The organism is Ornithinimicrobium sediminis (assembly GCF_021272345.1).
GTDB lineage: Bacteria > Actinomycetota > Actinomycetes > Actinomycetales > Dermatophilaceae > Ornithinicoccus > Ornithinicoccus sediminis_B.
Map to the genome: position 1 here is coordinate 343,186 of NZ_JAJSDQ010000003.1, position 19,651 is coordinate 362,836.

Sequence of the window (19,651 nt, forward strand, 5' to 3'; positions counted from 1 at the left end):
GCACGGGCGCGACGACCGACACTCAGCCGTCCGCCAGCACGTCACGGATCATCCGGTGCCCCTGAGCCTCGAACGGCTCGTCGCCGACCTGGTAGGCCCAGACCGCGGTGCCGACCGCCTCGCGCAGACGCACGCGGAGCCATCCCTCGCCGGCGCGAGGGTCCGAGCCGTACCCCTCGACGAAGGCTGCCTCGAGGTCCGGCCGTCCCACGAACTGCTGCGCGGAGAGTCGGGCGAGGTCCGTGTCCGGGGTCTGCCAGGCGGCGCGACCGAAGTCGATGGCGGCGACCTCACCCTGGTGGACCAGCCAGTTGCGTGGCTGCCAGTCGCCGTGCGTCGGCACCAGGCGTGCGGGCCCGGGCCGGTGGCCGTCGATCCTCCGTCGAAGCTCTCTCTCGGTGGTGCCGTCGATGCGGTGCGGTGCGTCCAGCCACGCCATTGCCCTGGCGTCCATGGCCGCCTCGAACCCGTCGTCGGTGCGGCTGGCCTGGTCGTGCAGCAGCCTCAGCAGCTGCCCGGCCTGCCGGTACGTGTCCGGCGACCCCTCGGACTCGTCACCCTCGACCAGCCTCCCCGGCAGGTATGCCGTGACCAGCACCTTCGCAAGCCGGTCGACGTGCAGCAGGGTCGGCGCCCGACCCCGGGAGGTCCAGGGCCGGAGCCAGCTCTCGTGCGCGGTGACCTCGCGGTCGAGGTGATGGTTCCCCGGTCCTGCTGCCTTGACGACGACGTCCTCGCCCTCGGACCTGCGCAGCTGCAGCACCGTGGTGTCGGTGAGCCCCCAGCTGTGGTCCCGCACGAGCGTGGCGTGCGGCAGCCACGCGGTGACCAGCGACGCCTGCTCGGGCGACAGTCCGGGCAGGCGCGATGCGGCGGGCACGCTACGCCGGAGCGGTGCCGGCGTCCGGCACCGGGGTCTGCGTGTAGAGCGCCAGCCGCCACCGGCCTGCCGGGCGCACGTAGACGCTGGTCATCACGGCAGTGAAGGCAGGCTGGTCCCCCTCCCGGTAGGCGCGGCCCAGGTAGACGAGACAGGTGCTGTCCGGGGAGATGTCGACCAGCCGCGGGTCGCCGATCTCGTAGGTGCGCCACGGGGGTGCGTGCCCGAGGGAGGCCACCACGGTCGGGCGGTCCATGACGCTGCCGTCGGCCAGCACCATCACGGCGTCGTCGGTCATCACGTGGCCGTAGAAGTCGTCGCCGGTGCCGTCGCAGAGCGCGTCCCACCCATGCCGTTCGAGCTCGAGCAGGGTCCTGAGCCGGTCGGGGTCGTCCATGTGCCCACGCTAGCGGCGACCCCTGACCGGACCGGCGCTGGCGTACGCCCCGTCAGCGGGCCCCGCGCGGGCCACCTCAGCGGTGGCGTTCCGCGCCGCTGCCCCTCAGGCTAGGGACAGGACCCGACCCCGACGAGAAGAGGCGCAACCATGACGCACCACGACAGCACCGCCGGCCGCGACCCCGAGGCTGTGGCCACCGTGCGCGAGATCATCGGCGACCAGCGCATCTGCATGCTCACCTCCGTCCACCAGGGAGCACTGGTGAGCCGTCCGATGGCTGTCCAGGACGTGGAGTTCGACGGCGACCTGTGGTTCTTCTCGCAGGCCGACGCGGCCAAGATCGACGACATCGCCTCGGAGCCGCACGTCAACGTGGCCTTCTCCGGTGACGACGCCTGGCTGTCGATCAACGGCACCGCACAGCTCGTGCGCGACGTCGAGAAGAAGAAGGAGCTCTGGAACACGGCCGCCTCCGCCTGGCTCGAGGGCGGACCGGAGGACGACGAGGTCGTGCTGCTGCGTGTGCAGGGCCTCACGGCGGAGTACTGGCAGGGCCCGGGCCGGGTCGCCACTGTGCTGGCCCTGGTCAAGAGCGCGGTGCAGCGCGACGGCCGCCCGGACGTCGGCGACAACGAGACGGTGCGTCTCGAGGGCGGCACCCACCTCTGAGGGCCGACGTCAGATGCCCGCCATGGCCTGGCGGAACCTGGCTCGCGCGGCGGCCCAGGGGCCACGACGCACGGCGAGGTCGTGCCACAGCGGGGTGAGCTCGGCAGAGAAGCTCGCGCTGGCCTCGCGGGGCACGAGTGAGGGCAGGTTGTCGATGGCGATGACGTCGAGCAGGGGGTCCTCGTGCAGCCGGCGCACCGGATCTTCCCAGGTCGTCACGGCGGTGTTCACCGGCACCAGGTTGTGCTCGGACGTGACGTCGCACGTCACGTCGACGACCAGCCGCAGCTGCCGGTCGGGGACGGTCAGGTCGCCGTGCTCGACGAAGGGTGCCTGAGGGGCCGAGGTGACGACACAGTTGACCAGCAGGTCGTGGTCGAGGAGCGCGCGCCTGTCGAGCGACCGTGTCTCGGCGATGCCCCACCGGGTGACCTGGCAGCCGGCTGTCGTCAGCGCGTCGACCGCGCCACCGCCGCTGCGACCGAACCCGCCGATGACCAGCGCCGACGGGGTCGCGGCTCCGGGTGAGACGAGCGCGGCGTGCAGCGTGGCGTGGTCGGTCGGGGTCAGCGGGGTGACCAGCTGCCCGCGCAGCGCCAGCACCCCGAGGGCTGCGCCGGCATACCCCGCCCACCGGCCGAAGGCGACGACCCGGCGGTGGTCCACGGTGAGGTACTCCAGGTCGAGCAGCTCCCCGCCGCCACGCCCGAAGCGCCCCAGCAGCTCGGCGGCCCCGTGCTGTCCCTTGAACGCGTGCGCGAACAGGATGTGGGTGTGCCGCAGCTCCCGAGGCTGCTCGGGCAGCTCCTTGATGCCCACCACGTATGCCGTGGACGGCGCCCTCTCCCACGACCCGGCCGGCGCGGTCTCGCACCCGGCCCGGACGTAGTCCTCGAGCGGGTAGATACGCTGCGGCGACTCCTCCACCGTCAGCCGCGCACCTGCCGCCACCAGCCGTGCGGCGTCGTCGGGGACCACGGGCACGCGCTGCTCGGTCGACCGGGTCTCGCTGCGGATCCACAGGTGCAGGTCGTTCACCGCGCCAGTGTGTCGTCCCGGTGGCTCGACGGTCCAGTGACCACGTATTCAACCGGATGGTTGACGAACGTGCGTCATCGTTCTAGGGTCGTATTCAAGGCAGAGGTTGTATACGACCGGGACAGCCCCAGGCGGCCGTCCCACCGAGGGAGGACATATGGACGACGAGCTCTCCCGCGTCTTCGCCGCGCTGGCGGACCCCACCCGACGCGACATGGTGGCCCGTCTGGCCACCGGGGACGCCACGGTCAGTGAGCTCGCCGAACCCTACGACGTCAGCGTCCAGGCGGTCTCCAAGCACCTCAAGGTGCTGGAGGAGGCCGGGCTGGTGAGCCGCAGCCGCGACGCGCAGCGCCGTCCGGTCCACCTCGAGGCGCAGGTCTTCGACCTGATGACGAGGTGGGTCGAGCGCTACCGGCGCGAGGCCGAGGCGCGCTACCGCCGCCTCGACGCGGTCCTGGCAGAGATGACGCATCCGCAGGACACCCACCACGCCGATGAGGAGAACGTCTCATGACCACCACCGACCACAGCTCGCAGGCCACCACGATCGAGGCGGACCCGCAGCTGCCCCTGATCCGCATGACACGCGACTTCCGGGCCACACCGGCCCAGCTCGTGCGGGCACACACCGACCCGGAGATCTTCGCCCGTTGGGTCGGCCCGCACTCCGTCAGCACCCGCATCGACCACTGGGACGCCCGCACCGGTGGCAGCTACCGCTACGTCAACGTCCGTGGGGACGAGGAGCACGCCTTCCACGGCTGCTTCCACGAGGTCAGCGACCACCGGCTGGTCCAGACCTTCACCTGCGAGGGCTACCCCGAGGGCGTCTCCCTCGACACCATGACCTTCGAGGAGCTCGGTGGCGGCGTCACCCGGATGCACGCGCAGTCGCTGGTCGACAGCATCGAGGGCCGCGACGCCATGCTCGCCAGCGGGATGGAGGTCGGGGTGGACGAGGGCTACGCCACGCTCGACGCGCTGCTGGCCGACGGTGCCGTCTGACGGCCCCAGCCGTGGCTGCTCGGCTTCATCGGGCGTGACCCCGCGCCGTTCACCCTGGATGGGTGATGCCTGCGACGGCAGGACGGACGCACGATGGTGCACGCAGGCGACGTGCCCGTGCGATGCGACAGGCGGGGGCACGTCACCTGCGAGACCACCCACGTGCGGGCCACGTCCCGCTTTCTCGAAAGGCCCCTGATGGACTTCTGGGACTTCTTCTGGCTGATGATCTACAGCTTCCTCTTCATCGCCTACCTCATGGTGATGTTCCAGATCGTCATCGACCTCTTCCGCGACCCTGACACCTCGGGGTGGATGAAGGCGGTGTGGATCGTCGCCCTCATCTTCCTGCCCGTGCTCACCGCGCTGGTCTACCTGGTCGTGCGTGGCAAGGGCATGGCGCAGCGCCAGGTGGCAGAGGTGCAGCGTTCGCAGGAGCAGGCGGACGACTACATCCGCCGGGTGGCCGGCACCTCCTTCGCGGAGCAGATCGCGCAGGCCAAGACCCTGCTCGACTCCGGGGCCATCACCCCGCAGGAGTTCGACACCCTCAAGGCGAAGGCGCTGGCCTGACCGTGCCGCTCAGGGCTGCAGCACGACCTTGACGCAGCCGTCCCGCTTCTGCTGGAACATGGCGTAGGCCTCGGGGGCCTCGGCCAGCGGCATCCGGTGCGTCGCCAGCGTCTCCAGCCCCAGGACGTCGTCCGCCCCCGAGACCAGGGTGTGCAGCTCAGGGGTCCACCGCTTCACGTGGCACTGCCCCATGCGCAGCTGCACGCCCTTGTCGAAGAGCTCCATCATCGGCATCGGGTCGGCCATCCCGCCGTACACCCCGGAGACCGACACCGTCCCGCCACGGCGCACCGCCTTGACGGACGTGTGCAGGGCAGCCAGGCGGTCGATGCCCGCGGTCTCGATGGCGGTGCGTGCCAAGGGCCCGGGCAGACGGCTGGCGCCGGAGATCGCCAGGCCCGCGACGGGGTTGCCGTGCGCCTCCATGCCCACGGCCTCGACGACGCCGTCGGGGCCGCGGCCCTCGGTCATCTCGACCAGGGTGGCGGCGACGTCGTCGACCTCGCGCAGGTCGACCACCTCGGCCCCCGAGGCGCGGGCCAGCTCCAGCCGCTCCGGGACGAGGTCGACCCCGATGACGCGGGAGATGCCCTGGTGCCGGGCGGCACGCACGGCGAGCAGACCGACCGGGCCCAGGCCGACGACGGCGAGTGTGCCTTCCGGCGCCACGTCGGCGTACGCCACCCCCTGCCAGGCGGTGGGCAGGATGTCGGAGAGGTAGAGGTAGCGCTCGTCGGGGTGGTCGTCGGCGAGCTTGACCGGGCCGAAGTCCGCGTGCGGCACGCGCACCCGCTCGGCCTGCCCGCCCGGGACGGAGCCGTAGAGGGACGTGTAGCCGAACAGCCGAGCACCCTTGCCCTGCTCGCGCACCTGGGTGGTCTCGCACTGGGCGAAGAGGCCGCGGTCGCACATCCAGCAGTGCCCGCAGGAGATGTTGAACGGCACCACGACCCGGTCGCCGGGCTGCACGTGGCTCACCGCCGAGCCGACCTCCTCGACGACGCCCATGAACTCATGACCGAGCACGTCGCCCTTGCGCAGGTAGGGCGCCAGGACGCTGTAGAGGTGCAGGTCCGAGCCGCAGACGGCGGTCGAGGTGACCCGCACGACCGCGTCGGTCGGCTCCTCGATGACAGGGTCCGGGACCTCCGTGACCTCGACCTTCTCGATGCCTTGCCAGGTGAGTGCCTTCATGCCCGTCACGCTAGGTGGGCGGTCGCGGTCCCGCGACCGGGAGGTCGACCCGGCCTCCGGTCTCAGCCTGCGACGCCGGTCCGACGGACGTACCGTCGGGCCATGGACACCTCAGTCGCGCTCGTCGCCGGATCTTCCCGCGGACTCGGGCTCCTGGTCGCCCGGGAGCTGCTCGACCGCGGGCACGCGGTGGCGCTGTGTGCCCGCGACCGTGCCGAGGTCGACCGGGCAGCCCAGCTGCTCGCCCGGCACGGCACCGTGCGTCCCTACGTCTGCGACGTGGGCTCGCGGCACGAGGTCGACGCCCTGGTGGCCCGCGTGGAGCAGGACCTCGGACCCGTGGACGTGCTGGTCAGCGTGGCCGGGGTCATCCAGGTCGGGCCGGCCGAGTCGATGACGCACGAGCACTTCGAGGAGGCGGTCGCCACGATGCTCTGGGGACCGGTGCACCTGGCGTGGGCTGTCCTGCCCGGTATGCGGTCGCGCGGGCGGGGCCGCATCGGCACGGTCACCTCCATCGGTGGCAAGGTCGCGGCCCCCCACCTGCTCCCCTACGCCACCGCGAAGTTCGGCGCCGTGGGCTTCACCGAGGGGCTGGCGGCCGAGCTGGCGGGCACGGGGGTCAGCGCGACCACCGTCGTGCCCGGGCTCATGCGCACCGGCTCGCACGAGCGCGCCATGTTCACCGGCGACCAGGCGGCGGAGTACGCATGGTTCGCCCCGGCCGCCACGCTGCCCCTGCTGTCGATGGACGCCGAGCGGGCGGCGCGCAGGATCGTTGACGGCGTCCTGCGCGGCCGCGCGCACGTGGTGCTGACACCCCTGGCCAAGGTCGGCATGCGGGTGCACGGTCTGATGCCCAGCACGACGGTGCACGTCATGGGGCTGGTCAACCGGGTGCTCCCCGGGGCACCGGTGCCCGCGGAGTCCGCGACCGTCCCGGGTCACCGGGCGGACCGGCTGCTCGGGTCGGAGGCGATCCGCGCGGTGGCGACCCTGGGCTCCCGCGCGGCCGAGCGCTTCAACCAGCGGTGGGCCCGTCGCTAGCATGCGCCGCATGTCCAGCTCACCCCTCGACGTCGTCAACGCCACCGCCGTCCGCGTGGCGCACACGGCCTCCGTCGGAGCGCGCAGTGCCGCCTCCCGCGTGGCCGTGCGTCTCGGCTGGAGCCCCGCGGCCAAGCCGTACTGGGGGTACGCCGCACGCGGCCGGGCGCGTGTGCTCGGCCGGGTGGTGATGGCCCCGCCGGGGCGTGACTCCGCCGCGATGGTCGGGGTGCCCGCCTGGCGCCGGCTGCTCACTCTCGAGGTCCCCGACCAGCCGGTGCACGTGACGCTGGACGGCCGTCGGCAGCAGACCACGACGGACCGGAACGGCTTCGTGGACACCGTCGTGCCGGCCGACGTCCACCCCGGTCGCCACACGGTGACGCTGGACGTGCCCGGCCGGGGTCCCGTCTCCGGCGAGGTCTTCGTGGCCTCTCCCACGGCGACGGTGGCGGTGGTCTGCGACATCGACGACACCGCCTGGATCACGGGCCTCACCCAGCCGCTGCGCGCGGCGTGGCGCACCTTCATGAACACCAGCGTCGGCCGCGAGCCGGTGCCCGGCATGGCCGACCTGCTGCAGCGCGTGCTCGCCGGCACCGAGCACGCACCCGTGGTGTACCTCAGCAACGGTCCGTGGAACCTCGCCCGCGCGGTCGCCCGCTTCCTGGCGGCGCACGGCTTCCCGCCGGGGGCGCTGCTCATGACCGACTGGGGGCTCAGCCCGGACCGCTGGTTCCGGGACGGCAAGGCGCACAAGTCGTCGTCCCTGCTGCGTCTCGCCGAGGACCTGCCGGGCGTCCGCTTCGTGCTCGTCGGGGACGACGGGGAGCACGACCCCGACCTCTACGAGGCCTTCGCCCGCTCCCGTCCCGACCGGGTGGTGTGCATCGCGCTGCGCCAGGTGCGGCCCGACCCTGAGCTGCCGCCGCGTGGCCGGGTGGGCGACGTGCCGGTGCTGCGTGGCCCGGACGGGCACGCCATCCTGCCGATGCTCGACGAGGTGCTCCGCGCCGCGTCGCGCTGAGTGCCTCAGGCACCTCGCGGGGCATACATGATGACCGCCACCCCGGCCAGGCACAGGAGTGCTCCTGCGACGTCGTAGCGGTCGGGGCGGAAGCCGTCCAGAGCCATGCCCCAGGCCAGGGAGCCGACCACGAAGATCCCGCCGTAGGCCGCCAGCACCCGCCCGAACGCCGCCTCCGACTGCAGCGTGACGACGACGCCGTAGAGGCCCAGCGCCGCGACGCCGGCGCCCACCCAGACCCACCCCCGGTGCTCCCGGAGGCCCTGCCAGACGAGCCAGGCGCCGCCGATCTCGGCGAGGGCGGCGAGAGCGAAGAGCAGCAGCGAGCGCAGGACGGTCATGCGGCCCAGGGTCGCAGCCCGCCGGACGGCGGGGCCAGGTCAGGGCTGGTGCACGTGGAGGTCGCGGATCAGGGCGACCTCGGCCAGGTGGTGGATGAGCTCGCGGTGGATGTGCAGCACCAGGGCTGCCAGCGGCTCCTCGCCGAACGGCCCCTCCCCGGGGCCGCACGGCCGCGCCAGGCCCTCCTCACCCAGGGCGGTCACGCCCTCGGTCCAGCGCGCCACCTTCTCGTCGAGCTGCACGAGCGCCTCGGCGGCCGTGCCGGCATACGCGAACCCCTGGTAGGTCACCTCGGGGCCACCGAAGTGGGAGGCGTTGCGCTCGCCGAGCACGCCGACGACGACGTGGGCCAGGCGCCATGCGACCGTGGTGAACGGGGCAGGGCTCGGCTCGGGGACATCGAAGTCGACGAGGAAGCCGCCGGAGCCGGCACGGATCGGCGCAGGGCTCGGGCCCGGGTCATCGGCCGGACGCACGCTCCATGCCCCGGCGACGGGCTCCCAGAAGTACTCCTCGTCGGTCAGCCCCTCCAGCCGCGGGCGGGCCTGGTGCACCCAGTGCCAGGTGAGCTGGTCGGTCAGCAGACGGTTCCACCCCAGTCGTGTGCTCATGGGACCAGGGTGCACCCGGCGCGGACGACCCGCTCTGCCTGCGCGGCCGAGGTCGTGCCCACGCCACCAGGAGGCCAGGGGTCAGGTCGGGTCCGCAGCCGCCGGCTGACGGCGGCGCGGGGCCTCCAGGACCACGGCTGCCCGCTCGAGCAGCACGGCGATGAGCGCGTTGATCGTGGGCCTGCGTGAGGAGTCCCCCCGGTGGGCCACGAAGACGCGCCGGGTCGGTGCGCCCACGACGGGCACCGCCACCACACCTTCGGGCAGCACCCCCCTGCCCAGCCGGGGGACCAGGGTGATGCCCAGTCCCGCGCGGATCAGGGCGATCTGGGTGTGGTGCTCGTCGGCCAGCGCGCTGATGTCGAGGCGCACCTCGTTGACCTGCTGGAAGCGGTGCAGCCAGCGCTGGCAGGTGCCCTCGGAGGCGTCGCTGATCCACGGGTCGTCGGCCAGCTGGCGCGGGCGGATGAGGGACGCACCGGCCAGGGGGTGGTCCAGGGGCAGCACGACGTCCAGGGGGTCCGTGCCCAGGTGGGTCAGCACGACACCGGCCGGCGGCGTGGCGGTGTCGTCGACCCAGTCGTGACCGACCGCGACGTCGACCTCGCTGCGCTCCACGGCCCGTAGCGCGTCGTCGGGGCCGTGCTCCCGCACCGAGACCGTGACCTGTCCGTGGCGCCGCTTCATCGTCGCCAGGGAGTCGGCGACCAGGCCCCGCACCGCTGACGGGAACGCGGCGACGGCCAGACGCCCGGTGACCGTCTCGGTCAGCCGTTCCAGCTCGGCCCGGGCCCGCTCCTCGGCGCCGATCATGATGCGCGCCGCCTCCACCAGCGCCAGGCCGCTGTCGGTGGGCACGACATACCGTCCCTGCCGCGACATGAGCGGGGTCCCGGCGTCGCGCTCGAGGCGGGTGAGCTGCTGGCTGATGGCGGAGGGCGTGTAGCCGAGACGGTCCGCTGCGGCACTGATGGTGCCCTCCTCGACGACGGCCGTGAGGGAGGCGAGCTGGTCGAGACTGAACATGAAGCAAATGTAACGCATGTAGGCAAGCAGATGTGGCTTGTGCTTAAGGAAAGAACGGCGGAGGATAGGACCCATGACAACCTTCCTCTTCCTTGCCGCCCTGCTCGTCTCCCTCGCCGCCCTCGGCCTCTGGAGCACCCCTCGGTCCGCCGGCCGCGGTCCCCTCACCCTCGTGCGTCACGGCGTGCACGCGCTGTCGTTCCTCGGTGCCACGAGCTGGAGCGCCCGCCAGACCATCGCCTGAGCGCTACCCAGGGGCCCCTGCCATACCCGTTGCCGACAGTCGCGCGGCTTGGCAGGCTGGCCCCACCATGGGCCATCTCGAGATCAACGGTGTCGGCTACGTCCTGCCCGACGGCAGGCCGCTGCTGTCGGGTGTCTCCCTGCGGGTCGGGGAGGGGGCCCGGGTGGCGCTCGTGGGCCCCAACGGCACCGGCAAGACCACCTTGCTGCGCCTGCTCGCCGGTGACGTCGACCCGCACACCGGGTCGGTCTCCCACACCGGCGGTGTCGGCGTCATGCGCCAGTTCATCGGCACGATGGGCCGCGTGGACGACGGTGACGCGCCGACGGTCCGTGACCTGCTCGTCGCGGTGTCACCGCCGCCCGTGCGGTCGGCCGCGGAGGCGCTGGCACGAGCCGAGCTGGCGGTGACGGAGGTCGACGACGAGCCCTCCCAGATGGCCTACGCCCAGGCCCTGGTCGACTGGGCCGACGTCGGGGGCTACGACTACGAGACGCTGTGGGACGTCTGCACCGTCTCGGCCCTCGGCGTCCCCTTCGAACGGGCGCAGTGGCGCACGACCGACACCCTCTCCGGGGGTGAGCAGAAGCGGCTCGCGCTGGAGGCGCTGCTGCGCGGCCCCGACGAGGTGCTGCTGCTGGACGAGCCGGACAACTTCCTCGACGTGCCCGCCAAGCGATGGCTGGAGCGCCGGCTGGTGGCCTCGTCCAAGACCGTGCTCCTCGTCAGCCACGACCGCGAGCTCCTCGCCACGGTAGCCACCCGCGTGGCCACCCTCGAGCCCTCGTCGGCCGGGGCCACGCTGTGGGTGCACCCCGGCTCGTTCGCCGGGTGGCACGAGGCCCGCGAGGCCCGCAACGCCCGGCTCGAGGAGGCCCGCCGGCGCTGGGACGAGGAGCACGCCAAGCTCAAGGCCCTGGTGCTGATGTACCGGCAGAAGGCGGCGTACAACGCCGACATGGCCGCTCGCTACCAGGCGGCCCGCACCCGCCTGCGGCGCTTCGAGGACGAGGGCCCGCCGGAGGTGGTGGCGCGGGAGCAGCACGTGACCATGCGCCTGCGCGGTGGCCGGACGGCCAAGCGGGCGGTGGTCTGCGAGGGCCTGGGCCTGACCGGTCTGATGGAGCCGTTCGACCTCGAGGTCTGGCACGGCGAGCGGGTCGCCGTGCTCGGCAGCAACGGCTCGGGCAAGTCCCACTTCCTGCGCCTGCTGGCCTGCGGTGGCACCGACCCCGAGCCCGAGCAGCAGCCGGTCGGTGACATGCTGCCGGCGCCGGTCGAGCACACCGGCCGCGCCCGGCTCGGCTCGCGGGTGCGGCCGGGCTGGTTCGCGCAGACCCACCACCACCCGGCCCTGCAGGGCAGGACCCTGCTGGAGATCCTGCACCGGGGCGACGAGCACCGGGCCGGTATGCCGCAGGAGCAGGCGGCCCGGGCGCTGGACCGCTACGAGCTGGCCCGGTCGGGGGAGCAGGTCTTCGAGACCCTCTCCGGCGGCCAGCAGGCACGCCTGCAGATCCTGCTGCTGGAGCTGTCCGGCGCCACCCTGCTGGTGCTCGACGAGCCCACCGACAACCTCGACCTGCACTCGGCCGAGGCGCTGGAGGAGGGCCTGGCCGGCTACGAGGGCACGGTCCTGGCCGTCACCCACGACCGCTGGTTCGCCCGAGGCTTCGACCGCTTCCTGGTCTTCGGGGCCGACGGCCGGGTCCGCGAGACCGACGAGCCGGTGTGGGACGAGGCGCGGGTGGCCCGGGCACGGTGAGGGTGCGGTCAGGGTCGACCCTGATGGCGGTGGACGCCGCCCGGGCCTAGCGTCGGGGACATGACATCTCCTCCTCTGTCCCGGCCCCGGCACGACAAGGTCGTCGCGGGGGTGTGCGCGGGCCTGGCGCGCCGCTTCGGCCTGAGCCCGACGACCGTCCGGGTCCTCACCGTGCTGTCCTTGCTGCTCCCCGGCCCGCAGGTGCTCGCCTACGTGGTGCTCTGGGTGCTCATGCCCCAGGACCCGGCCTGACCCACCCGGCGCGTCGCCCCGAGCGCCGCCCTCGCACCGCCCCGGTGTCGTAGCCTGCACCTGCCGGGAGTCGTCGTCCTCCGGTCGGTCTCGTCTCGCACCCGGAGAAGGTCGCATGCGACAGCTCGTCACCGCCCTGCTCGTCGTGTGCTCGCTGGTGATGCTGGGCCTGGCTCCCACAGCGGGGGCGGACGGCCCGCAGGGCGCGGCCGCCATGAAGGGGGAGACGTGGCGGAGCCCCTCGGCCTCCCCCGAGGCAGCCTTCACCCGCGCCGGGGCCGTCACCCCGGCCACCGAGCAGCAGGCGGTCGGCGACCGACCGTCCTACTACGCCGACGGCTGCCACGTGGGCGCTGCCGGTGTCACCCTCCTGGGCTGTGTCTACGGCGACCCCGGCGGCGACGTGGAGGTGGCCATGGTGGGCGACTCCAAGGTCGGCCAGTGGTTCGCGCCCCTCGACACCATCGCGCGTCGCGAGGGGTGGCGCCTGCGCATCTGGACCAAGAGCGCCTGCAGCTTCGTCCCCGGGGTCCCACGGCCCGACTACCCGGCGTGCGACACCTACAATGACAACCTGCTCCAGGTGCTGCGTGCCTCGCCGCCGGACCGGATCGTGACCTCGGGCCAGCGCCGCGGCGTCGCCGACGCCTACACCACGATCTGGACCGACCTGCGCTCCCGCGGTGTCGACAGGATCGTGGCGCTCTGGGACTCCCCGTCACCGTCGACCCAGGTGCCTGCCTGCCTGGAGCCGCTGGTGCCGACCGGGGACTACGTCGCGTCCTGCAGCTACACGATGAGCGGCCTCTCCGGCAGCGAGACCCTGGAGGAGGCGGCGTCCCGGGTCGCCGGCGCCGAGTACGTCGACATGCGCGACTGGTACTGCCCTGAGTCCGACCTGTCACCGGCGTGCCCGCCGGTGGTCGGGGGCGCCGCCGTCCTCGCCGACGGCACCCACCTCACCGAGACGTACACAGCGACCCTCGCCGAGGCCCTTCACGTCCGGCTGGCGCAGGCGGGCTTCGCGTCCGCGCCGCCGGAGGTGCCTCTCGTGGAGCGGGTCGGTGGGTCCGACCGCTACGCGACCGCCGCGCTGCTCGCCGAAGCACACGCCCCGGGCGGTCCCGTCTACGTCGCCACGGGCCAGCAGTTCCCCGACGCCCTGGCGGCGGCCTCGTCAGCGGGTGCGGCCGGGGCTCCTGTGCTCCTGACGAGGACGGACGCACTGCCCTCGGCCACCGACGAGGCACTGCGTCGCCTGGAGCCCAGCAGCATCACGGTCGTCGGCGGCCCGGCGGCGGTCGGTGACGCCGTCGTGACCGGTCTCGAGGACTACACCCTGGGCGCTGTCGAGCGGGTGAGCGGCAAGGACCGGTACGCCACCGCGGCCGAGGTCGCCCGACGGGCGGGGACGGACGCCGCGACCGTCTACGTCGCCACGGGGGCAGACTACCCCGACGCGCTGACGTCGGCAGCCCTCGCGGGGGACCAGCAGGCGCCGCTCGTGCTCTCCCGTCGCGCTGGACTGCCGGCCGGGGTCGGAGACGCACTGGACGCCCTGCGTCCCGCCCGCGGTCTCGTGGTCGGTGGTGAGGCAGCGCTGTCTGCCGGGGTCGTCACGGAGGTCGCCGCCAGGACCACGACGGGCGAGGCGGTCCGGGTCTCCGGTGCCGACCGCTACGGCACGGCTGCCACGCTCGCCGACCGCTACCCGCCGGACGTCCCGGTCGTGTACGTGGCTACGGGCGCCGGGTACGCCGACGCGCTCGCCGCGGCAGCCCTCGCAGGTGACCAGGGTGCCCCCGTCCTCCTGGTGCGACGGGAGGCCGTGCCCCCGGCGACCGTCGCGGCGCTGGAGCGGCTGCGCCCGCAGCGCATCGTGGTCGTAGGAGGGCCGGCAGCGGTCTCGGAGACGGTGCGCTGGCAGCTGGAGCGGCACCTGCCCTGAGGCACCGGGCCCTGGGCACGCCCGGGGTGGCCGTGCCAGACTCCTGGGAAGCCCCACCCGACCCTGCTGAGGAGTCACAGGATGAGCACCTCGCACGCCCCCCGGGCCGTCTGGCGCTCGCGCGCCGACGCCGGCCACGCCGAGCTCTCCGACGAGACGCTGGTCCGCATCGACCAGTGGTGGCGGGCGGCGAACTACCTGTCGGTGGGCCAGATCTACCTGCTGGACAACCCGATGCTGCGTGAGCCGCTGACCGTCGACCACGTCAAGCCCCGGCTGCTCGGGCACTGGGGCACCACGCCCGGGCTGACCTTCCTCTACGCCCACCTGAACCGGGCGGTCAAGGAGCGCGAGCTCTCGGCGATGTATGTCACGGGTCCGGGCCACGGTGGCCCCGGACTGGTGGCCGCCACCTACCTCGAGGGCACCTACACCGAGACCTACCACGACATCACCCAGGACGACGAGGGCCTGCGCCGGCTGTTCCGACAGTTCTCCTTCCCCGGCGGCATCCCCTCGCACGTCGCCCCGGAGACCCCGGGCTCCATCCACGAGGGGGGCGAGCTGGGCTACGCCCTCTCGCACGCCTACGGAGCGGTCTTCGACAACCCCGACCTGCTCGCGTTCACCGTGGTCGGCGACGGCGAGGCCGAGACCGGTCCGCTGGCCACCTCCTGGCACTCCAACAAGTTCACCAACCCGTTCACCGACGGGGTCGTCCTGCCGGTGCTGCACCTCAACGGCTACAAGATCGCCAACCCCACGGTGCTGGCACGCATCCCGGAGGAGGAGCTCGCCGACCTGATGCGGGGCTACGGCCATACGCCGCACTTCTTCACCGGCGGCTTCGACGGCGAGGACCCCGCGGCCTTCCACCGTCGCTTCGCCGAGCTGCTGGACACCGTGCTGGACGAGATCGCGCAGATCAAGGCGTCAGCCGCCGCGGCCGTGGAGGACGGGGAGGAGCTGCAGCGCCCGTCCTGGCCGATGATCGTCTTCCGCACGCCCAAGGGGTGGACCGGCCCGGCCGAGATCGACGGCAGGCGCACGGAGGACTCGTGGCGCTCGCACCAGGTGCCGCTGGCCAGCGCGCGGGACACCGACGCGCACCTGCACGACCTGGAGAGGTGGCTGCAGGGCTACCGGGCGCACGAGCTGTTCGACGACAGCGGTCGCCTGCTGCCGGAGATCGCTGCTGTGGCGCCGACCGGCGCCCTGCGCATGGGCGCCAACCCGCACACCAACGGGGGTCTCCTGCTGCAGGACCTGCGCCTGCCGGACTGGCGCTCCTTCGGCGTCGACCCCGGAGAGGCGCCGACGACGGAGGCGACGCGGGTGCTCGGCGAGTTCCTGCGTGAGGTGGTGCGGCTCAACCCGCAGACCTTCCGCATCTTCGGCCCCGACGAGACGGCTTCCAACCGGCTTCAGGCGGTCTACGACGTCACCGACAAGCAGTGGAACGCGGAGCTGCTCGACACCGACAAGGGCGACCCGCTGGCCCGGGTGGGACGGGTCGTGGAGATGCTCTCCGAGCACCAGTGCCAGGGGTGGCTGGAGGGATACCTGCTGACCGGGCGGCACGGCCTGATGAACTCCTACGAGGCCTTCATCCATCTGGTCGACTCCATGTTCAACCAGCACGCCAAGTGGCTGAAGGTCACCAACGACATCGCGTGGCGGCGGCCGATCGCCTCGCTGAACTACCTGCTGTCCTCCCACGTCTGGCGCCAGGACCACAACGGATTCTCGCACCAGGACCCGGGGTTCATCGACCACGTGGTCAACAAGAAGGCCGACATCATCCGCGTCTACCTCCCGCCGGACGCCAACACCCTCCTGTCGACCTACGACCACGTGCTCCGCACCCGCCAGTACGTCAACGTCGTCGTGGCCGGCAAGCAGCCGGCGCCGTCGTTCCTGTCGGTGGAGGAGGCCGCGCTGCACTGCACCCGCGGCCTGGGCATCTGGGACTGGGCCGGCACCGAGGTGGCGGGCAGCGACCCGGACGTCGTGCTGGCGTGCGCCGGCGACGTGCCCACCCTCGAGGTGGTCTCCGCCGCGGCGCTGCTGCGGGAGGAGATCCCCGAGCTCAAGGTGCGGGTCGTCAACGTGGTCGACCTCATGCGCCTGCAGGACGACACCGAGCACCCGCACGGCCTGTCGCACCAGGAGTTCGACACCATCTTCACCACCGACAGGCCGATCGTGTTCGCCTACCACGGCTACCCGTGGCTCATCCACCGGCTCACCTACCGGCGCACCGGGCACGCCCACCTGCACGTGCGCGGCTACAAGGAGGAGGGCACCACCACCACTCCCTTCGACATGCTCATGCTCAACGACCTCGACCGCTTCCACCTGGTCATCGACGTCATCGACCGCGTGCCGGGGCTGGGCCAGCGCTACGCCGGCCTGCGCCAGCGAATGGTCGACGCCCGGCTGGAGGCACGGGCCTACACCCGTGAGCACGGCCAGGACAGCCCTATCGTGCGGGCGTGGACGCGGCCCGACGTCGGGGAGACCGCCATGGCCGACGGCGGGCCGGCCTACGCCGACGACACCGGCGGAGACAACGACTGAGGCAGCACCGGCGGGTCCGGCGGCCTCAGCCCAGGCCGGCGGCGTAGCGCCGGAAGGCGGCCGCGGCGTCGTTGCTCAGGAAGCCTCCGTGCCCGAAGTAGGCGGCGCGGAAGTGGAGCTGGGCCAGCTTGTGGATGCTCGCGTCGACGGCGGCGCTGCCGGCGTTGACCCACCCCCGGCCGACCCTGCCGTGCCTGTCCACCATGGCGGCGTCCCCGGCGAAGAGCAGCCCCCCCATGCGGTCGAGCAGGTAGGACACGTGCCCGCTCGTGTGGCCCGGTGTCGCGACCACGAACCACTCCTCGGGCAGGCCGGTGCGCTCACCCTCGCTCACCTCGTGGTCGACGACGACGGGGTCGGCCTCGGGCAGCATTCGCGACGCGACGCTCGAGAGCGGCCCGAGCCGCTGCAGCAGGGGCGGGTCCTCCGTCCCGGCCTCCCCGCGGGCGACGACCGCGTCGCGGGCCGACATGGACACCGGTGCCCCGGTGGCCGACCGCACGGCGGCGGCGCTGCCGGTGTGGTCGGAGTGGGCGTGGGTGATGAGCACGGCGGTGACGTCCTGCGGGGTCCGGCCGATGTGGGCCAGCGTGTCGATGACGACGTCCACGTGGCCGGGCAGACCGGTGTCCACCAGGGTCACGCCCTCGTCACCGTCGACCAGGTAGGCGTGGGAGCCCACCGGCAGCTGGTGCACGCCACGGGCGACGACTCGCTTCATCTGTCCGCTCCTCGGGTCGGTCTCGGGGCACCACCGTAGAGCCTGGGGGCGACGACGGGGGCCCGCACCCCGGGGGAGGTCACCCGGCGGGGTAGGGCGAGGCCGTGAGCAGGCGGGCCAGGTGGGCGGCGTTGCGGGCAACCATGCCGTTGGTGCCGGCCACGGGCTCCGGGGTCTCCTCGAGGTCGCGGTAGTCGGTGCCCTGCATGGCCTCCCCGACCCAGTAGGTCGCTCCCTGGGCGGGGACGGTGAAGCCGATGTCGCTCAGTGCCTGGAAGGCTGCGGCACTCACCGCGTGGGCGCCGTCCTCGTTGCCCACGACGGCGACGACCGCCACCTTGCCGAACATCGAGGGCCGGCCCTCGTCGTCGGTCTCCGAGAGCTCGGCGTCCAGGCGCTCCAGCACGCGCTGCGCGACGCTCGACAGGTGCCCCAGCCAGATGGGCGTGGCAAGGACGACGATGTCGGCCTCGCGCACCAGGCGCCGCAGGGTCGGCCACTCGTCGCCGTCTCCCATGTCGGTCTCGACACCCGGGCGGATGTCCAGGTCGACGGCGCGCACCGTCGACCCGGCGACGCCGTGCTCGCCGAGCTGGTCCAGCACCTGCTGGGCCATCAGGTCGGTGCTCGAGGCCTGCGGTGACGGCTTGAGCGTGCAGCTGATGGCCAGGGCGGTCAGGTCGTGGGTCTGTGTGGCAGTGGTCATCCCTCGATGATGGTCGTCCTGGCACGCGCTCGCATCCGCACGAACCGTGAGGTCAGGAACGCGCGGGTGTCGGGTGGCCCTCCGAGGCCTGCACGACGACGATGCCCGAGCCGCTGAGGCACAGCTGGTAGGCCTCACCGGAGCCGCGACCGACCAGCGCCCCTGCGGTGGCGGTCCTGCGGACGCTCGACTGCAGCCCGGCCGACCAGAGCACGGCGGCCTGCATGTCGACATATGTGGGCTCGTCGACCTGGAGCACCACCGGGCGGCCGTGGGCCGTCACGGCAAGCACACCGTGGCCGGTGAAGGTCGTGTTGAACAGGCCGCCGCTGAGCATGGAGGCTCCCTCGACCCGCTGGATGTCCCACTCCAGCGAGCTCTCGAAGGCCAGGACCGCACCGCCGTTCACGGTGACCGACTCGCCCTCCAGCTCCAGGAGGAAGATCTCGTCGGCGTCGTGGGCCAGGAAGACGTCGCCCGAGCCGCTGACCTTCATCAGCGGCATGCCCTCCCCGGTCAGCACCTTCTTGAACATCCGGCCGACACCGCCGCTGCCCTGGTAGGCGAAGTCGACGTCTCCCTGGTAGGCGACCATCGACCCCTGCTTGGCGAAGAAGTGGCCGCTGGTGCCGGCCAGGTCGACCTTCAGCATCCGTGGGTTCTGCAGCACGAACGTGCCCGGCTCGGTGGACCGCTCGAGGTGCTCCGTCAGGTCGCTCTTCATGGTGAGACGGTATCCGCGCAGCGCCCTTCTGTGGGAGGCTCTGTCTGGTTTCCGCCACGTCAAGGAGGTTCCCATGAGCACGACCGGTCTGCAGACCGTCATCTACCCGGTCCACGACGCCGAGGCGTCCAAGGTGCTGTTCACCCGGCTGCTCGGGGTGGAGCCGACCACCGACACCGCCGACTACGTGGGCTACGACCTGGCGGGGCAGCACATCGGGCTCGACCCGCACGGGCATGCCCGGGGGCTGACGGAGCCGACGAGCTACTGGCACGTCGACGACATCCGGGGCACCATGGCCGCGCTGGTCGAGCGGGGCGCGATGGAGCAGCAGGCCGTCGTCGACGTGGGCGGGGGCAGGCTCCTGGGGTCGGTCAGCGACGCGGACGGCAACGTCATCGGGCTGATCCAGTCGCCCTGAGGCTCGGCTCGACCCCCTCCTCGCCCGTCCACACGAGGGACGGGACGCTCAGACGAGCAGGGCTGCCAGGGCTCCGGCCAGGGCCACGACGGCCCCCAGGCTGCGGACCCGGTCGGCGACGAGCAGGCGACCCAGCAGCGCGTCGTCCCGTCCCCGTCCGAGCGCACCGTGGGTCGGCGCTGCGACGGCCGCGGTGGTGACCCCCGCCACCAGGGCGCCCGCGACGGAGAGCCACACCCACGGGTTGCCCGGGGCGACGATCAGGGCCCACAGCCCGGTGCCGGCGAGCCCGAGGTAGGTGATCCCGACGACCGGCACGATGGAGCGGCCGTGCGCCTCGTGGGCCGTGGACCACCGCTCGGCCGGCACCCGCGCCAGCGCGGGGTAGACGACCGACGTCACCGTGAGCTGGAAGCCCGCGTGCAGGGCCGCGGCCACGGCCAGCGCGGTGAGGGCGTCCATGGGGGTGATCGTA

The 19,651-nt window shown here is 72.7% G+C and carries 23 protein-coding genes; 12 read left to right on the forward strand and 11 right to left on the reverse strand.

Features of this window, described 5'->3' with window-relative positions; genetic code table 11:
• Positions 1 to 22 precede the first annotated feature (22 nt).
• Both LVO85_RS09390 and LVO85_RS09395 read right to left on the reverse strand, forming a co-directional pair.
• A complete protein-coding gene (locus LVO85_RS09390; RefSeq protein WP_232747166.1) occupies positions 23 to 880 on the reverse strand; it encodes a phosphotransferase in 858 nt (285 codons plus the stop codon).
• 1 nt (position 881) lies between these two features.
• Positions 882 to 1,277 carry a nuclear transport factor 2 family protein gene (locus tag LVO85_RS09395; RefSeq protein ID WP_232747167.1) on the reverse strand — a complete coding sequence of 132 codons (396 nt, stop codon included), beginning with the start codon at positions 1,275 to 1,277 and terminating at the stop codon, positions 882 to 884.
• 150 nt (positions 1,278 to 1,427) lie between these two features.
• Here LVO85_RS09395 and LVO85_RS09400 point away from each other — a divergent pair, with 150 nt between their 5' ends.
• Positions 1,428 to 1,949 (forward strand): pyridoxamine 5'-phosphate oxidase family protein, encoded by a 522-nt coding sequence (locus LVO85_RS09400; RefSeq protein WP_232747168.1) that lies wholly within the window; start codon positions 1,428 to 1,430, stop codon positions 1,947 to 1,949.
• A 9-nt stretch (positions 1,950 to 1,958) separates the two neighbouring features.
• On the opposite strand, the gene LVO85_RS09405 is transcribed toward LVO85_RS09400, so the two are convergent.
• Positions 1,959 to 2,987, reverse strand: coding sequence for a Rossmann-fold NAD(P)-binding domain-containing protein (locus LVO85_RS09405; RefSeq protein ID WP_232747169.1), 1,029 nt, complete (start codon positions 2,985 to 2,987; stop codon positions 1,959 to 1,961).
• 157 nt (positions 2,988 to 3,144) lie between these two features.
• On the opposite strand from LVO85_RS09405, the gene LVO85_RS09410 reads away from it, so the two are divergent.
• The 3 genes from LVO85_RS09410 (at position 3,145) to LVO85_RS09420 (ending at position 4,568) form a co-directional block, all read left to right on the forward strand.
• Complete coding sequence (locus LVO85_RS09410; protein ID WP_232747170.1) at positions 3,145 to 3,504, forward strand: ArsR/SmtB family transcription factor; 360 nt, start codon at positions 3,145 to 3,147, stop codon at positions 3,502 to 3,504.
• Entirely contained in the window at positions 3,501 to 3,995 is a 495-nt protein-coding gene (locus LVO85_RS09415; protein ID WP_232747171.1) for an SRPBCC family protein, read from the forward strand. The genes LVO85_RS09410 and LVO85_RS09415 overlap by 4 nt, the downstream gene beginning before the upstream one ends.
• A 198-nt stretch (positions 3,996 to 4,193) precedes the next feature.
• Positions 4,194 to 4,568 (forward strand): SHOCT domain-containing protein, encoded by a 375-nt coding sequence (locus tag LVO85_RS09420; RefSeq protein WP_232747172.1) that lies wholly within the window; start codon positions 4,194 to 4,196, stop codon positions 4,566 to 4,568.
• Between the two features lie 9 nt (positions 4,569 to 4,577).
• On the opposite strand, the gene LVO85_RS09425 is transcribed toward LVO85_RS09420, so the two are convergent.
• Complete coding sequence (locus tag LVO85_RS09425) at positions 4,578 to 5,762, reverse strand: zinc-dependent alcohol dehydrogenase (protein ID WP_232747173.1); 1,185 nt, start codon at positions 5,760 to 5,762, stop codon at positions 4,578 to 4,580.
• Between the two features lie 102 nt (positions 5,763 to 5,864).
• On the opposite strand from LVO85_RS09425, the gene LVO85_RS09430 reads away from it, so the two are divergent.
• Positions 5,865 to 6,809: an SDR family NAD(P)-dependent oxidoreductase gene (locus LVO85_RS09430; protein ID WP_232747174.1), complete on the forward strand. Its 945-nt coding sequence runs from the start codon at positions 5,865 to 5,867 to the stop codon at positions 6,807 to 6,809.
• Between the two features lie 10 nt (positions 6,810 to 6,819).
• Entirely contained in the window at positions 6,820 to 7,836 is a 1,017-nt protein-coding gene (locus LVO85_RS09435) for an App1 family protein (protein WP_232747175.1), read from the forward strand.
• A gap of 5 nt (positions 7,837 to 7,841) precedes the next feature.
• Here the strand turns inward: LVO85_RS09435 and LVO85_RS09440 are convergent, their stop codons facing one another.
• From LVO85_RS09440 to LVO85_RS09450, 3 genes are all read right to left on the reverse strand, one after another.
• Positions 7,842 to 8,177 (reverse strand): YnfA family protein, encoded by a 336-nt coding sequence (locus tag LVO85_RS09440; RefSeq protein WP_232747176.1) that lies wholly within the window; start codon positions 8,175 to 8,177, stop codon positions 7,842 to 7,844.
• Between the two features lie 39 nt (positions 8,178 to 8,216).
• Positions 8,217 to 8,789 (reverse strand): DinB family protein, encoded by a 573-nt coding sequence (locus LVO85_RS09445; protein WP_232747177.1) that lies wholly within the window; start codon positions 8,787 to 8,789, stop codon positions 8,217 to 8,219.
• Positions 8,790 to 8,870: 81 nt separating this feature from the next.
• Entirely contained in the window at positions 8,871 to 9,815 is a 945-nt protein-coding gene (locus tag LVO85_RS09450) for a LysR family transcriptional regulator (RefSeq protein ID WP_232747178.1), read from the reverse strand.
• A 73-nt stretch (positions 9,816 to 9,888) separates the two neighbouring features.
• Here LVO85_RS09450 and LVO85_RS09455 point away from each other — a divergent pair, with 73 nt between their 5' ends.
• The 5 genes from LVO85_RS09455 to LVO85_RS09475 all read left to right on the forward strand — a co-directional run bounded on the left by LVO85_RS09455 (position 9,889) and on the right by LVO85_RS09475 (position 16,604).
• Positions 9,889 to 10,059: a hypothetical protein gene (locus LVO85_RS09455; protein ID WP_232747179.1), complete on the forward strand. Its 171-nt coding sequence runs from the start codon at positions 9,889 to 9,891 to the stop codon at positions 10,057 to 10,059.
• A gap of 67 nt (positions 10,060 to 10,126) precedes the next feature.
• Positions 10,127 to 11,824 (forward strand): ABC-F family ATP-binding cassette domain-containing protein, encoded by a 1,698-nt coding sequence (locus LVO85_RS09460; RefSeq protein WP_232747180.1) that lies wholly within the window; start codon positions 10,127 to 10,129, stop codon positions 11,822 to 11,824.
• A 60-nt stretch (positions 11,825 to 11,884) separates the two neighbouring features.
• A complete protein-coding gene (locus tag LVO85_RS09465) occupies positions 11,885 to 12,076 on the forward strand; it encodes a PspC domain-containing protein (RefSeq protein ID WP_232747181.1) in 192 nt (63 codons plus the stop codon).
• 115 nt (positions 12,077 to 12,191) lie between these two features.
• Positions 12,192 to 14,024 (forward strand): cell wall-binding repeat-containing protein, encoded by a 1,833-nt coding sequence (locus LVO85_RS09470; RefSeq protein WP_232747182.1) that lies wholly within the window; start codon positions 12,192 to 12,194, stop codon positions 14,022 to 14,024.
• A gap of 81 nt (positions 14,025 to 14,105) precedes the next feature.
• Positions 14,106 to 16,604, forward strand: coding sequence for a phosphoketolase family protein (locus LVO85_RS09475; RefSeq protein WP_232747183.1), 2,499 nt, complete (start codon positions 14,106 to 14,108; stop codon positions 16,602 to 16,604).
• A gap of 25 nt (positions 16,605 to 16,629) precedes the next feature.
• On the opposite strand, the gene LVO85_RS09480 is transcribed toward LVO85_RS09475, so the two are convergent.
• The 3 genes from LVO85_RS09480 to LVO85_RS09490 form a co-directional block, all read right to left on the reverse strand.
• Positions 16,630 to 17,325 (reverse strand): MBL fold metallo-hydrolase, encoded by a 696-nt coding sequence (locus LVO85_RS09480; RefSeq protein ID WP_232747184.1) that lies wholly within the window; start codon positions 17,323 to 17,325, stop codon positions 16,630 to 16,632.
• Between the two features lie 79 nt (positions 17,326 to 17,404).
• Positions 17,405 to 18,031 (reverse strand): flavodoxin family protein, encoded by a 627-nt coding sequence (locus LVO85_RS09485; protein WP_232747185.1) that lies wholly within the window; start codon positions 18,029 to 18,031, stop codon positions 17,405 to 17,407.
• A 52-nt stretch (positions 18,032 to 18,083) separates the two neighbouring features.
• The gene (locus LVO85_RS09490) at positions 18,084 to 18,755 is read right to left on the reverse strand and encodes an AIM24 family protein (RefSeq protein WP_232747186.1); all 672 of its coding nucleotides are present in this window, start codon (positions 18,753 to 18,755) and stop codon (positions 18,084 to 18,086) included.
• Positions 18,756 to 18,828: 73 nt separating this feature from the next.
• Between LVO85_RS09490 and LVO85_RS09495 the strand changes: the two genes are divergently transcribed.
• Positions 18,829 to 19,176, forward strand: a complete 348-nt coding sequence (locus LVO85_RS09495) for a VOC family protein (protein ID WP_232747187.1) — start codon at positions 18,829 to 18,831, stop codon at positions 19,174 to 19,176.
• 48 nt (positions 19,177 to 19,224) lie between these two features.
• Here the strand turns inward: LVO85_RS09495 and LVO85_RS09500 are convergent, their stop codons facing one another.
• Positions 19,225 to 19,638: a hypothetical protein gene (locus tag LVO85_RS09500; RefSeq protein WP_232747188.1), complete on the reverse strand. Its 414-nt coding sequence runs from the start codon at positions 19,636 to 19,638 to the stop codon at positions 19,225 to 19,227.
• Positions 19,639 to 19,651 lie beyond the last annotated feature (13 nt).

Bases quoted from the DNA above. Each gene is read 5' to 3' on its own strand.
- LVO85_RS09455 (WP_232747179.1), top strand. From the start codon at position 9,889: ATGACAACCTTCCTCTTCCTTGCCGCCCTGCTCGTCTCCCTCGCCGCC.
- LVO85_RS09395 (WP_232747167.1), bottom strand. From the start codon at position 1,277: ATGGACGACCCCGACCGGCTCAGGACCCTGCTCGAGCTCGAACGGCAT.
- LVO85_RS09490 (WP_232747186.1), bottom strand. From the start codon at position 18,755: ATGAAGAGCGACCTGACGGAGCACCTCGAGCGGTCCACCGAGCCGGGC.
- LVO85_RS09485 (WP_232747185.1), bottom strand. From the start codon at position 18,031: ATGACCACTGCCACACAGACCCACGACCTGACCGCCCTGGCCATCAGC.
- LVO85_RS09410 (WP_232747170.1), top strand. From the start codon at position 3,145: ATGGACGACGAGCTCTCCCGCGTCTTCGCCGCGCTGGCGGACCCCACC.
- LVO85_RS09480 (WP_232747184.1), bottom strand. From the start codon at position 17,325: ATGAAGCGAGTCGTCGCCCGTGGCGTGCACCAGCTGCCGGTGGGCTCC.
- LVO85_RS09420 (WP_232747172.1), top strand. From the start codon at position 4,194: ATGGACTTCTGGGACTTCTTCTGGCTGATGATCTACAGCTTCCTCTTC.
- LVO85_RS09435 (WP_232747175.1), top strand. From the start codon at position 6,820: ATGTCCAGCTCACCCCTCGACGTCGTCAACGCCACCGCCGTCCGCGTG.
- LVO85_RS09440 (WP_232747176.1), bottom strand. From the start codon at position 8,177: ATGACCGTCCTGCGCTCGCTGCTGCTCTTCGCTCTCGCCGCCCTCGCC.
- LVO85_RS09470 (WP_232747182.1), top strand. From the start codon at position 12,192: ATGCGACAGCTCGTCACCGCCCTGCTCGTCGTGTGCTCGCTGGTGATG.
- LVO85_RS09425 (WP_232747173.1), bottom strand. From the start codon at position 5,762: ATGAAGGCACTCACCTGGCAAGGCATCGAGAAGGTCGAGGTCACGGAG.
- LVO85_RS09400 (WP_232747168.1), top strand. From the start codon at position 1,428: ATGACGCACCACGACAGCACCGCCGGCCGCGACCCCGAGGCTGTGGCC.
- LVO85_RS09495 (WP_232747187.1), top strand. From the start codon at position 18,829: ATGAGCACGACCGGTCTGCAGACCGTCATCTACCCGGTCCACGACGCC.
- LVO85_RS09450 (WP_232747178.1), bottom strand. From the start codon at position 9,815: ATGTTCAGTCTCGACCAGCTCGCCTCCCTCACGGCCGTCGTCGAGGAG.
- LVO85_RS09475 (WP_232747183.1), top strand. From the start codon at position 14,106: ATGAGCACCTCGCACGCCCCCCGGGCCGTCTGGCGCTCGCGCGCCGAC.
- LVO85_RS09465 (WP_232747181.1), top strand. From the start codon at position 11,885: ATGACATCTCCTCCTCTGTCCCGGCCCCGGCACGACAAGGTCGTCGCG.
- LVO85_RS09460 (WP_232747180.1), top strand. From the start codon at position 10,127: ATGGGCCATCTCGAGATCAACGGTGTCGGCTACGTCCTGCCCGACGGC.
- LVO85_RS09430 (WP_232747174.1), top strand. From the start codon at position 5,865: ATGGACACCTCAGTCGCGCTCGTCGCCGGATCTTCCCGCGGACTCGGG.
- LVO85_RS09500 (WP_232747188.1), bottom strand. From the start codon at position 19,638: ATGGACGCCCTCACCGCGCTGGCCGTGGCCGCGGCCCTGCACGCGGGC.
- LVO85_RS09445 (WP_232747177.1), bottom strand. From the start codon at position 8,789: ATGAGCACACGACTGGGGTGGAACCGTCTGCTGACCGACCAGCTCACC.
- LVO85_RS09415 (WP_232747171.1), top strand. From the start codon at position 3,501: ATGACCACCACCGACCACAGCTCGCAGGCCACCACGATCGAGGCGGAC.